We start from the raw sequence: 12,368 nt of genomic DNA, 5'->3' as shown, positions 1-12,368 counted from the left end.
TGTTTAACCCGGCGCAGCGGGGCAGACGGCAGCCATGAGTGATCTTGAAGCCGTCGTAGCCGGAGCCGTCGCACGCAGGGGTGGGCGCCTCATATGACCGTACCCGTCCGAAGGTCCCGATTCGCGAAGCGCGGACCGGCCTTCAGCCTCCGGCAGACGGTCCTGTTCTTCGGGCTGGCCGCCGCCGTTCTGTGCGGTGCGGGGCTCACCCTGAAACTGGCCGTGAGAGCGGCCGGCGACCACCCGGCGGTCGCCGTCGTGGCGGCCGTGACAGTGGTGGCGGCCGCGACGGTTTTCCGCGGCGCACGCCGCCGTCGCGGTGCGGGCCGGGTCGCCGACGCGGTCGTCGATGCCACGTACCACCTCGTCGAGACCGGCACCGCCGAAGCGGTACGCACCCATCCGCCGGCGGGGGTGGAAGAAGGGGCGCCCGCCGGGGCCTTCGCGTCCACCGATTACGCGGCCATGGACCCGGAGAGCTTCGAGCAGGCCATAGCGGCGCTGTGCGAGCGGGACGGCTGTCAGGACGTCGAGGTCGTGGGCGGTGCCGGGGACCTCGGTGCGGATGTCCTGGCGACCACACCCGACGGCCGGCGCATCGTCATTCAGTGCAAGCGCTACGGCCCGTTGAACAAGGTCGGCTCGCAGGACGTACAACGCTTCGGGGGGACCTGCTTCGCGGTGCACGAGGCGCATGTCGCGGCCGTCGTGACCACGGGCGAGTTCACTCAGCCCGCCGCCGACTACGCCGAACAGTGCGGGATCCGCTGTATCGACCATCAGGACCTCGTCGCCTGGACCGACGGCACCGGCCCTTCGCCCTGGGACGGCCACGAAGCCGGCCCGCGGCCCTGACGACCGCAGCAGAAACGACCGCAGGAGAACCGCAGGAGAAAGGGAGGGCCACCACCTCATGAGGGACTGGCGACACGACGGGGCATGCCGTGACGAGGACCCTGAGCTCTTCTTTCCGGTCGGCGGCTCGGGGCCGTCGCTGCTGCAGACCGAGGAGGCCAAGGCGGTGTGCCGACGCTGTCCGGTAATCCGGCAGTGCCTGGAGTGGGCCATGGAGACGGGTCAGGACATCGGTGTCTGGGGCGGCCGCGGCGAAGACGAGCGCCGTCTGCTGAAGCGCCGCGCCGCGGCACGCCGGCGTTCCTCTCCCACCCGATGACGCCGGCCGCCGGCCGCGCTCAGAGCGGCCGGCGGGGTGAACGTACCTGCCTGAGGGTCAGCCCGTGGCGAGCAGGCCCTCGCGCAGCCGCGCGAGCGTGCGGGAGAGCAGCCGGGACACGTGCATCTGGGTGACGCCGAGGTGCCGCCCGATCTCGGACTGGGTCATCTCCTCGACGAACCGCAGGTGGAGGATCTGCCGGTCGCGATCGTCCAGCCCGACGATGAGCGGCGCGAGCGCGTGGAAGTCCTCGACGAGTTCCATCGCGGGGTCCTCGGCGCCGATGAAGTCGGCGAGTGCCGACTCGCCGTCCTCGTTGTCGCCGCCGACGGCGGCGTCCAGGGAGGCGGACGTGTAGCCGTTGGAAGCGATCCGGGCCTCGATGACCTCTTCCTCGGTGAGGTTCATCAACGTGGCGAGTTCGCCGACCTTGGGGGCGCGGCCCAGTCGGCTGCTGAGCTCCGCGGTGGCCTTCGCCAGCTCGACGCGGGCCTCCTGCAGACGGCGCGGGACGTGCACGGCCCATGAGGTGTCGCGGAAGAACCGCTTCATCTCGCCCACGATGTAGGGGACGGCGAAGGTGGTGAACTCGACCTCACGGGAGAGGTCGAACCGGTCGATGGCCTTGATCAGACCGATCATGCCGACCTGGACGATGTCCTCCATGTCGTCGCCACGGCTGCGGAAGCGCGCCGCCGCGTAGCGCACCAGCGACATGTTCATCTCGATGAGGGTGTTGCGCGCGTACTGGTACGCGTGCGTGCCCTCCTCCAGGGAGGCCAGCTGGTCGAAGAACAGCTTCGACAGAGCGCGGGCGTCCTTCGGGGCGATCTTCTGCGGGTCGGTGACCGTGGGCAGAACACCCACGCCCGTTTCCACTGCCACCTGTTCCGTCGCCTGCGCCGTGGATGCCGTCTTCACGCTCATGTGCCCCTCCCGAGACCGCCGCCGAGTCACTCCCCGCCAAGGCGGTGAGCGCCGCATACCCGGGAACCGCGACTTCATGCACACGGCAAGACAACGTGTTTCGTCAAGGTCCTGTGCGCCCGGCGGATCCCGTGAACCCCGCCGGGGGAGCGGGCGCGGGGGCCTCGCTTCCGTCGGTGAGCTACGTCAGGGTAGTCTGCCTTGGCATTTGTCGTATGACAATGGTCATGAGCCGGCGTCGAAGGTCGTGCGCATACGGCCAAGCGCCCAGGGGCGTGGCGGCGTCCTGTCCTTCCGGCGGGGTGCCTGGTGAGCGGAACGAGGATTGAGTCATGGCTGAGACGACGGTCGAGAGCTCGCGTCCCGCACCCCGGGCAAGGTCGGGACGCGGTGGCGCGAAGGGCGGGGAGCCGGAGCTGAGACAGCTGCTGGCCGGGCTCACGGCGGTACGTGACGGAGACTTCGGAACGCGGCTGCCGGACGAGGCGGACGGCCTGCTCGGTGAGATCGCGACCGTGTTCAACGGCATGGTCGACCAGCTCGCCCTGTTCACCTCGGAGGTGACCCGGGTGGCCCGCGAGGTCGGCACTGAGGGGACTCTCGGCGGGCAGGCCGACGTTCCGGGCGTCTCCGGTACCTGGGCGGACCTGACCGACTCGGTGAACGCCATGGCCGGCAACCTCACCACCCAGGTCCGCGACATCGCCCAGGTGGCCACCGCGGTCGCCAAGGGCGATCTGTCGCAGAAGATCGACGTCGACGCGCGGGGCGAGATCCTGGAGCTGAAGAACACCGTCAACACGATGGTCGACCAGCTCTCCGCCTTCGCCGACGAGGTCACCCGCGTCGCCCGGGAAGTGGGCAGCGAGGGCCGCCTCGGCGGCCAGGCGGACGTCAAGGGTGTCTCCGGAACCTGGCGTGACCTGACCGACTCCGTGAACTTCATGGCCGGCAACCTCACCGATCAGGTCCGCAACATCGCCCAGGTGACCACCGCGGTCGCCAAGGGCGACCTCTCGCAGAAGATCACCGTCGACGCCCGCGGTGAGATCCTGGAGCTGAAGAACACCATCAACACGATGGTCGACCAGCTGTCCTCGTTCGGCGACGAAGTCACCCGCATGGCCAGGGAAGTCGGCACCGAGGGCCGCCTCGGCGGCCAGGCGGACGTCAAGGGCGTCTCCGGAACCTGGCGTGACCTGACCGACTCCGTGAACTTCATGGCCGGCAACCTCACCGCCCAGGTGCGCTCGATCGCCCAGGTGGCCACGGCGGTCGCGAAGGGCGACCTGTCGAAGAAGATCGACGTCGACGCGCGCGGCGAGATCCTCGAACTCAAGACGACCATCAACACGATGGTCGACCAGCTCTCCGCGTTCGCCGACGAGGTCACCCGCGTGGCCCGTGAGGTCGGCACCGAGGGCCGCCTCGGCGGCCAGGCGGACGTCAAGGGCGTCTCCGGTACGTGGAAGGACCTCACCCAGTCCGTCAACGTGATGGCGGACAACCTCACCGCGCAGGTGCGCTCCATCGCCGAGGTCACCACCGCGGTCGCCCAGGGAGACCTGTCGCAGAAGATCCGTGTCGACGCGCGGGGGGAAATCCTTGAGCTGAAGGAGACCATCAACACGATGGTCGACCAGCTCTCCGCCTTCGCCGACGAGGTCACCCGAGTCGCCCGCGAAGTCGGCACCGAGGGCAACCTCGGGGGACAGGCGACCGTACGCGGCGCCTCCGGCACCTGGAAGGACCTGACCGACAACGTCAACGTGATGGCGTCCAATTTGACCAGCCAGGTGCGTTCCATCGCCCAGGTCGCGACCGCCGTGGCGCGCGGCGACCTGTCGCAGAAGATCACCGTCGAGGCCAAGGGCGAGGTCGCCGCCCTCGCCGGGGTCATCAACACCATGGTCGACACCCTCTCCGCGTTCGCGGACGAGGTGACCCGTGTGGGTCGCGAGGTCGGCACCGAGGGCCGCCTCGGTGGCCAGGCCCGGGTACCGAATGTCGCGGGCACCTGGAAGGACCTGACCGACAACGTCAACTCCATGGCGAACAACCTGACCGGGCAGGTCCGCAACATCGCCCTGGTCACCACCGCCGTCGCCAACGGTGACCTGTCGAAGAAGATCGACGTCGACGCGCGGGGCGAGATCCTGGAGCTGAAGACCACCATCAACACGATGGTCGACCAGCTCTCCTCGTTCGCCGCCGAAGTCACCCGGGTGGCACGGGAGGTGGGCAGCGAGGGCCGCCTCGGCGGCCAGGCCGAGGTCGAGGGCGTCTCCGGCACATGGAAGCGCCTGACGGAGAACGTCAACGAGCTGGCCGGGAACCTGACCCGGCAGGTACGGGCGATCGCGGAGGTCGCCAGCGCCGTCGCCGAGGGCGACCTGACCCGTTCGATCACCGTGGACGCCTCCGGTGAGGTCGCCGAGCTGAAGGACAACATCAACTCGATGGTCGGCTCCCTGCGGGAAACGACCCGGGCCAACCAGGAGCAGGACTGGCTGAAGTCCAACTTCGCCCGTATCTCCTCGCTGATGCAGGGGCACCGCGACCTGGCCGTCGTGGCCGAACTCGTCATGGACGAGCTGACGCCCCTCGTCTCCGCCCAGTACGGCGCGTTCTATCTCGCCGAGGAGACGCCCGAAGGCACCGAGCTCAGGCTCGTCGGCTCGTACGGCCGGCCCGCCGGAAGCACCGCGCACGAGCGCTTCAAGCTCGGCGAGTCGCTGGTCGGCCAGGCAGCCCGCAGCCGCCGCACCATCGCCGCCGAAGGAGTGCCGGGCGACTACGTCAGCATTTCCTCCGGGCTCGGCCGGACGACTCCCGGCAGCCTGATGGTGCTGCCCGTCCTGGTCGAGGACCAGGTCCTCGGAGTCATCGAGCTGGCCTCCTTCACTCCGTTCACGCCAGTCCACCGGGGCTTCCTGGAACAGCTGATGGAGACGGTGGGTGTCAACGTCAACACCATCGTCGCCAACGCCCGCACCGACGAACTGCTGGGCGAGTCCCAGCGGCTCACCGGCGAACTGCAGGCGCGCTCCGAGGAACTGCAGGTCCAGCAGGACGAACTCCAGCGTTCCAACGCGGAGCTGGAGGAGAAGGCAGCGCTGCTGGCTTCCCAGAACCGCGACATCGAGACCAAGAACCTGGAGATCGAGCAGGCGCGCCAGGAGCTGGAGGACCGCGCCCAGCAGCTCTCCCTGGCCTCGAAGTACAAGTCGGAGTTCCTGGCGAACATGAGCCACGAGCTGCGCACCCCCCTCAACAGCCTGCTGATCCTTGCCCAGTTGCTGGCCCAGAACCCCACCCGCAACCTCAGCCCCAAGCAGGTCGAGTACGCCGGCATCATCCACTCGGCCGGCTCCGACCTGCTCCAGCTGATCAACGACATCCTCGACCTGTCGAAGGTCGAGGCCGGAAAGATGGACATCAGCCCGGAGCGGGTCGCGCTGCGACAGCTGATCGACTACGTCGAAGCGACCTTCCGCCCGATGACCACGCAGAAGAGCCTCGACTTCACCATCACCGCCGCACCCGGAGTACCGGTCGACCTGCTGACCGACGACTCCCGGCTGCGGCAGGTCCTGCGCAACCTGGTCTCCAACGCGGTCAAGTTCACCGAGCGGGGCAGCGTGGAGCTGCGGATCGAGCCGGCCGCCGACGGTGAGCTCCCGCCGGCCGTGCACCGGGGCGGCGCGATCGTCGCCTTCCGAGTCAAGGACACCGGCATCGGCATCGCCGGACAGCAGCTGGAAGCGATCTTCGGAGCCTTCCAGCAGGCGGACGGCACCACCAGCCGGAAGTACGGTGGCACGGGGCTCGGCCTGTCCATCAGCCGCGAGATCGCGCATCTGCTCGGCGGCGCCGTCACCGCCGAGAGCTCACTCGGCCAGGGCAGCACCTTCACCCTCTACCTGCCCGTCGCCCGCGCCGACTTCCACGACCGTGAGATCGGCGAGGCACCCACGCATCCGGCCATCGAGGCCTCCGGCAGCCGGCGGCGGACAGCCGTCCCCGCGGCCCCGGTGCCCCGGCAGACGCGCCGGCTGCTCGTGATCGAGGAGCGCCCCCGCGGACTGCTGTCCCTCGTTGCCGAGAGTGCGGTCGCCGAGATCACGGGGAGCCCCGAGCTGGCCGACCGCCGTGAGGACATCGAGGTCATCACCGCGATCGGCCCGCAGGAAGCCGCCGGTGCGCTCGCCGCCGAAGCGTTCCACTGCGTGGTCCTCGAACTGGACATGCCGGGCGGGGAGGCGCTGCACTTCCTGGACGCGATGGACGGCGACGCCGCCCTGCGGACCGTCCCCGTGCTCGCCCACAACAACCGCCGCCTCGACGCGGCGCAGGAGCGGATGCTGGAGTCGCGTGCCGGCACCCGGCCGCTGGAACTGATCTCCAGCCTGGACGAGCTCCGCGAGCGCGTCGCGCTGCACCTGTCCGCGGAGCAGCCGGGTGACGTGGTGCCCCTGGTACGGCCGGAGGAACCGGGCCGGCAGGACTCCCTGCCCATCGACGACGGCTTCCGGGGCCGCACCGTACTCGTCGTGGACGACGACGCGCGGAACCTCTACGCCCTCAGCGGCATCCTGGAGCTGCACGGCATCCAGGTCCAGCACGCGGAGAACGGCCGCAAGGGAATCGAGGCCCTCGCCGAGCATCCGGACATCGATCTGATCCTGATGGACGTGATGATGCCCGAGATGGACGGCTACGCCGCGACCGCCGAGATCCGGCAGATGCCCGCGCACGCCGAACTGCCCATCATCGCCGTCACCGCGAAGGCGATGCCCGGAGACCGGGAGAAGAGCCTCGCCGCCGGCGCCAGTGACTACGTCACCAAGCCGGTGGATGCCGATGACCTCATGAACCGTGTCCGCCGCTGGCTCAGCGCCGTGCAGCCCGGAACCGACGCGCTCGGAACAGACGCGCAGCCCGACGCCGACCCGACGGGCCCGCACCAGGTGTCCGTATGAGCACCGCCGAACACAACGGGGAACCCTGCTGGGACGACGTGCTGCTGACGCCCGCCGACCTGCCCCCGCCGGACACGACGCACCAGACCTCCCCCGTTGGCCGACTGGCCGCCACGGTGGAACGGCTGCGCAACGAGGTACGGGCGGCCCACGCCGCGGCCGACGGCCGTGCGCTGATCGAACTCGCCAAGGGCGTGATGATCGAGCGGCTCAACTGCGGCCCGGCGCAGGCGGCGCGACAGCTCGCCGAACTCGCCGACCAGGCCGGCGTGTCCCAGCTGGACCTGGCGGCGGACATCATCAACCAGGCAGCCCGCGACCATGTGGCCGAAGCCGCCGGTGAATTCGTCCGGCAGGCGGGCGACGACCGCGGCTCCGACACGGCCGACCACGCTTCCGTCGCCGTACGACTGCGTACGGCGGAGAGCGCCGCGCTGGCAGCCGGCGACACCCAGGCCGTCGCCGAATCGCTCCTCGAACACGCGCTGACCCCCCTGGGAGCGACAGCCGTCGCGGTCTGGACCGCGGGCCCGGACGGCTCGCTGACCCTCTCCGGCCACGCCGGATTCCCCGCCGACGAGGCGGGACGCTGGCGGTACGTGCCGCCCGGCGTGGCCACCGTCGCCCGTCAGGCGCTGAGCGAACGCCGCACCATGTCGTTCGCGTCCCTCTCCGAGGCGGGCATCCCCTCCATCGGCCGGACGCAGCACCCCGAAGGCGGCCGAGTGGCCCTGCCCGCCGGAACGGGAGGCCGCATCCACGGCGTCCTGGAGATCTGCTGGCCCCGGCCGCTGCCCCCGCAGCCGCCGGCGATCGTGCGCCAGATCGAAGCCCTGGCCGAGCTGTGCGCCCACACCCTCGAAACACTCCCCGTGGCCGGCGTGCACGCCCGGGCGACCGAGCGGGAACTCCCCGACGTCGGCGAGCTGGTGGATCTGGCGGACGGACTGTACGACCCGGCCCTGGTGCTCACGCCGTGTCTCGGTCCGGACGGACAACTCACCGACTTCCGCGTCCACCACGTCAACAGTCACTTCATGGACCCGGCCGGACGGCCCAGGAGCGCCGTCAACGGAGCGCTGCTGCTGGAGGCCTACCCCATGGCCGCCGGAGACAGCGAGCTGTTCGAGAAGGTGGAACGGGTCCATGCCACCGGTGAGCCGTTCCGCGCCCGCCGGATGACCCTGACCGCCCTGGTCGACCAAGTACCGCTGGCCGCAGTCGCCGACATCAGCATCAGCCGCCACGGCGGCAGCGTGCTGCTCATCTGGCGTATCGAGGACGAGACCGCCCGGCTCGCCAGCCTGCTGCAGCACGCACAGCGCCTCGGCCGGATCGGCGGCTTCGAGGAGAACATCTCGACGGGTGAGATCACCTGGAACGGCCAGCTCTTCGACCTGTACGGACGGCCGCTCAGCGACGCCCCCGTGCCCCTCCAGGACATCACCGCCCACGCGCATCCGGACGACGCGGTTGCCCTCGGCCGCTTCCTGCGCGCCGTGCTCCACCACCGGCACCCCGCCTCGGCCGCTTTCCGTCTCCAGCGCCCCGACGGAGTCACCCGGCACATCCGGGTGATCGCGGAACCCGTCCTCGACGCCGATGGCCGGCTCCTCGCCGTGCGCGGTGCGTACCAGGACATCTCGTCGCAGCACTGGACGGAGGTGGCGCTCGCCGCCACCCGGGACCAGCTCGCGCACACCGAGCAGCAGTCGGCCGAGCGCAACCGACTCGCGCTGCAACTGCAGCACGCCATCATGCCCCCGACCCGGGATCCGCTCGACGCCCCCGGCCTGGACGTCGCCGTGCGCTACCGGCCCGCCGAGTCGGAGTCGCTGGTGGGAGGGGACTGGTACGACGCCGTGGTCCTGCCGTCCAAGCGGATTCTGCTCTGCGTCGGCGACATCGCCGGTCACGGCATCGAAGCGGCCACCGGCATGGTGGTCCTGCGCAACGCCCTGCGAGGGCTCGCCGTCACCGGCGCCGGTCCGGGGCAACTGCTGGCCTGGCTCAACATGGTGGCCCACCACCTCACCCGACAGGTCACCGCCACCGCGGTCTGCGGCCTCTACGACCCCGGCACCCGCACGCTGCGCTGGGCCCGGGCCGGTCACCTGCCACCGGTACTGGTGCGCGGCCAGGAGGCCACCACCCTGCCTCTGGTGAGCGGACTGCTCCTGGGCGCCCTCGCGGAGGCGGAGTACGAGGAGGCGGAGATCCAACTGGAGCCGGACGACACCCTGCTGATGTACACCGACGGCCTGGTCGAGCGCAGGGACACAGCCGTCCAGGAGTCCCTCACCCAGCTGCTGGTGACCGCGCAGTCGCCGTCCCCCACCCTCGAACACCGACTGGACCGCCTCCTCACCCACAGCAAGTCCGACACGGACGACGACACCTGCCTCATCGGCATACGGGTGGAGTGAGCCAGGAGCGTGGACGCGCGACTGGAGCAGATCAACCAGTGCCTCGGAGCCATCGCCAACAAGCCCTGACCTCTGCCCCGGCCGACGTGCGTCGGTCCGGGACGGCAGATCCCGGCCGGCCTGCTGACGTGCCGGGTGTCGCGGCGGATACTTGACGGATGGGCTTGTCCGCACCCCGGGTCCGCGACCTGCGGGAGCAACTCGGCAGCAGTCTGCTCACCCGCGTGGCGGGGCCGGCGGGCAGGGAGAACCGCGCCCGCATCCACGGCACGCCGGGGCCCCGCTGGTTCGGTCCGGACCGGCCCATCCGTACCGTCCACGCAGACGCGTCGATGTTCATCGGCGGGCTCAGGGCCTTGCTGCTGCAGTCGCTGCACCCCCTGGCCATGGCCGCCGTGGACGCTCACTCCGGTTACCGGGGCGACCCGTGGGGGCGGCTCCAGCGCACCAGCACCTTCCTCGCCGTGACGACCTACGGCACAGCGGACCACGCACAGCAGGCGGTGGACCGGGTCAGGGCGGTGCACGAGCGCGTCCGGGGGACCACCGCGGCCGGAGAGGCCTACTACGCCGCCGACCCCCATCTGCTCGCCTGGGTACACATCGCCGAGGTCGACAGTTTCCTGCGCGCGCACCAGCGCTACGGCGCCCATCCCCTGGACACCACCGGCTGCGACGAGTACATCGCAGACACATCCCGGGTGGCGGCCGCACTCGGTGTCATCGACCCGCCACGCGACCGGGCCGAACTGGCCGAGCGGCTGGCCGCCTACCGCCCCGAGCTGCGCGCCACGCAAGAGGCCCGCGACACCGCGCGCTTCCTCCTTCTCCACCCACCCCTGCCCCGGATCGCGCGTGCCCCGTACGCGGTCCTCGCCGCGAACGCGGTCTCCACGCTCCCGCTGTGGGCCCGCAGGCCGCTCCGGCTGCCGTACCTGCCGGGCGTCGAGGAAACCTGCGTGCGCCTGTCCGGACGCGCGCTGACCAGGGCGATCCGCTGGGCGATGGCACCTCCCGCGCAGGCCCCGCACACGACCTGACCGCGGCCCTTCGCACCGGTGCTGATTCTTTACGCATGAGAGCCCCGTTACGGGGCATGCGCACTGATGAGCAGGGACGACATCCCCCCGACGTCCCGCTTCGCGGCCCCACGACCCTCCCCCCGGTCGTGGGGCCGCCGCTCGTTCGAGAGGGCGCGGTCCCGCGGTCAGGGCCGGCTGTCGATACCCGTGACGGCCGCCGGGCCCAGCGTCGCCTGGTTCTCCGCGAAGCCGGCCCCGTTCAGCGCGGCCGCCGCCTTCTGCTTCGCATCCGCCTCGGCACTGCTGCTGTCATCCGCCTCCACCTCCAGGCGGATGCTGAAGGTGCCGTTCTCGTGGACGGTGAGGAGATCCAGATCCTCCTCCTGGCCCAGGGACGTGTGCTGCGGGTCCGCCGGACGCAGTCGCTGCACGAGAGCCGCCCGGGACGTATCCGTGACTTCGCTCAGGAACGTGCCCGGAATGGTGATGACGTATGTGGTCATGAAAACTCCTCGCGTGAACGCGTCTCGGCTGCCGTGGCCGTCCTCTCGGGGCCATCCATGGATCTGCCCCGTTTCCCGGCGGGATCACCGGCTGATTCGGGGATCTCGGGTACTGCGGGACGCGTCACGCGCTGAGGGGGTACCGGGGCGGTACACAGCCCTGGTACCCCCCGTGCGTCACGCCCCGCGGTAGACCCGCAGGCGTGTGCGGGTGCTCTCGCGGCCGCTCACGCCGTCCCGGATGTGCTGCGCCCGGTCCATCTCGGCCCAGCCGGTGCCCGCGTCGGCGTTCACCTGCTCGCGCACATCCTGCACGCCGTAGTACGCGAACAGCGTCTGCTCGTCGGTCACGGAAAGGACCTCCTCGCCCTCGAAGCCCACCTCGGGAGCCTCGTTCACCGTGGCGGCGGCGAACGCGACCTCCAGGCGGTCCCCGAAGACCACGGCCTCCCGCAGGGGGACGAACGCGTCACCGGACCTGGCCGAGCTGCTCCGTACCCGTGCCCATTCGGGCCGGCCCGTGGTGTCATCGAGCAGGAGGCAGTCCACTTGGCCAATGTCGAGCCCGTCGGCGTCCTGGACCGTGGTGCCGATCAGCGTGGCAAGCTGCTCCTGGGTGATCACTGCTGCTCCTTACTGCCCTGCCGCGACCTGTCCCTGCACGCCTTGCCCGCCATCACACCGGCAAACGGGATTCATGCGTCCTTCGCAGGGCCGGCCGCCGACCGCCCGTCATTTCGGTTTGCCATCGGGATGACCGGTTACACGGATCCCATGGCTGAATCCAGCAAGTCCACCAACTCGACCATTCCGAACACGACTTCGCGGTCCGCGAAGACCGCCGTGTCCGACGGCGCCACAGCATCCGCACGGGACGCCAAGGCCTCGACCGTCACGGCTGCGCGAGAGGCCAAGGACGCCACCCGGTCGGCCGCGCAGGGCGGCAAGGAGGCGCTCGTCGGATTCGGCGGGGCCGCCGCCGACAAGGCCAGGACGGTTCAGCGGACCGTCGGTTCCGCGGCTGGCCGGGCCGGAGCCAAGGCCGGCACGGCCTGGTCGCTGGTCAAGGCCCGGAAGGCGATCGCGGCCGGTGCGGGCGCGGGTGTGGCCACTGTGGTGGCCGGCTCCTACGCGCTGGGACGCCGGGCGGGCCTGCGTAGCCGCGGTCCCCTCTCGCGCCTGACCGGCGGCCGTCTGTAACCGGGCGGAGAGCGATGCGCGCTGCACGACGCCGGGCAGGCATCGCCGTCGCCGAGCTAGGGCCTGTCCGGCGGATCTTGGCCGGGGCCACGACGCTCCCCCAGCTACCTCCCCCAGACTCCGTCCGGGGGTGC

At 70.6% G+C, this 12,368-nt stretch carries 9 protein-coding genes; 6 read left to right on the top strand and 3 right to left on the bottom strand.

Annotated elements, in window-relative coordinates; translation table 11 throughout:
* Nucleotides 1-93 precede the first annotated feature (93 nt).
* Together ACWV17_RS24015 and ACWV17_RS24010 are read left to right on the top strand one after the other, a co-directional pair.
* Nucleotides 94-855, top strand: a complete 762-nt coding sequence (locus ACWV17_RS24015) for a restriction endonuclease (RefSeq protein ID WP_455361341.1) — start codon at nucleotides 94-96, stop codon at nucleotides 853-855.
* Between the two features lie 58 nt (nucleotides 856-913).
* Nucleotides 914-1,174, top strand: a complete 261-nt coding sequence (locus tag ACWV17_RS24010; RefSeq protein WP_455361340.1) for a WhiB family transcriptional regulator — start codon at nucleotides 914-916, stop codon at nucleotides 1,172-1,174.
* A gap of 57 nt (nucleotides 1,175-1,231) precedes the next feature.
* On the opposite strand, the gene ACWV17_RS24005 is transcribed toward ACWV17_RS24010, so the two are convergent.
* Nucleotides 1,232-2,101 (bottom strand): RNA polymerase sigma factor SigF, encoded by an 870-nt coding sequence (locus ACWV17_RS24005; RefSeq protein WP_455361339.1) that lies wholly within the window; start codon nucleotides 2,099-2,101, stop codon nucleotides 1,232-1,234.
* Nucleotides 2,102-2,433: 332 nt separating this feature from the next.
* On the opposite strand from ACWV17_RS24005, the gene ACWV17_RS24000 reads away from it, so the two are divergent.
* From ACWV17_RS24000 to ACWV17_RS23990, 3 genes are all read left to right on the top strand, one after another.
* Nucleotides 2,434-7,083, top strand: coding sequence for a HAMP domain-containing protein (locus tag ACWV17_RS24000; protein WP_455361338.1), 4,650 nt, complete (start codon nucleotides 2,434-2,436; stop codon nucleotides 7,081-7,083).
* Nucleotides 7,080-9,509, top strand: coding sequence for a SpoIIE family protein phosphatase (locus ACWV17_RS23995; protein WP_455361337.1), 2,430 nt, complete (start codon nucleotides 7,080-7,082; stop codon nucleotides 9,507-9,509). The genes ACWV17_RS24000 and ACWV17_RS23995 overlap by 4 nt, the downstream gene beginning before the upstream one ends.
* A 158-nt stretch (nucleotides 9,510-9,667) precedes the next feature.
* A complete protein-coding gene (locus tag ACWV17_RS23990; RefSeq protein WP_455361336.1) occupies nucleotides 9,668-10,549 on the top strand; it encodes an oxygenase MpaB family protein in 882 nt (293 codons plus the stop codon).
* A gap of 167 nt (nucleotides 10,550-10,716) precedes the next feature.
* Here the strand turns inward: ACWV17_RS23990 and ACWV17_RS23985 are convergent, their stop codons facing one another.
* Together ACWV17_RS23985 and ACWV17_RS23980 are read right to left on the bottom strand one after the other, a co-directional pair.
* Entirely contained in the window at nucleotides 10,717-11,034 is a 318-nt protein-coding gene (locus tag ACWV17_RS23985) for a hypothetical protein (RefSeq protein ID WP_455355684.1), read from the bottom strand.
* 177 nt (nucleotides 11,035-11,211) lie between these two features.
* A complete protein-coding gene (locus ACWV17_RS23980; protein ID WP_455361335.1) occupies nucleotides 11,212-11,658 on the bottom strand; it encodes a PRC-barrel domain-containing protein in 447 nt (148 codons plus the stop codon).
* Between the two features lie 150 nt (nucleotides 11,659-11,808).
* Between ACWV17_RS23980 and ACWV17_RS23975 the strand changes: the two genes are divergently transcribed.
* Nucleotides 11,809-12,234 (top strand): hypothetical protein, encoded by a 426-nt coding sequence (locus tag ACWV17_RS23975; protein ID WP_455361334.1) that lies wholly within the window; start codon nucleotides 11,809-11,811, stop codon nucleotides 12,232-12,234.
* Nucleotides 12,235-12,368: the final 134 nt, after the last annotated feature.

This window comes from Streptomyces mabaensis (genome assembly GCF_053763515.1).
This window is presented reverse-complemented; position numbering and strand designations above follow the sequence as displayed.